Raw genomic sequence first — 258 nt, forward strand, 5'->3', positions numbered from 1 at the left:
TCCTTGGCAGAAGGAGAGCCCGGGGCGGCACGCGAGGTCGCAAAACTTGTCTGGGCTCTCAAAGATGATGACCAGAAAGGGACTTTTTTTCCGGTCTATATTTTGCAAGATGGTGTTTTGATTGATCAAAAATCCCCCTCATTACTTGAACCCGCTATGCAAGCCATTGCAACGTATGATCGCGCCCATGGACACTATATCGTGGGGGGATGCCGTGTCACAGCTTTGGGGCAAGAGGGACAAAAGCAAGTGTTCAGT

At 50.4% G+C, this 258-nt stretch carries 1 protein-coding gene; it reads left to right on the forward strand.

Annotation, left to right across the window (positions count from 1 at the left end; all coding sequences use genetic code 11):
* Positions 1-258: DUF4815 domain-containing protein (locus ACFINZ_RS11790; RefSeq protein ID WP_375701622.1), on the forward strand; the 258-nt coding region annotated here is incomplete at both ends.

It is taken from the genome of Bartonella sp. AA81SXKL (genome assembly GCF_042196945.1).
In the GTDB taxonomy this organism is placed as follows: Bacteria; Pseudomonadota; Alphaproteobacteria; order Rhizobiales; family Rhizobiaceae; genus Bartonella.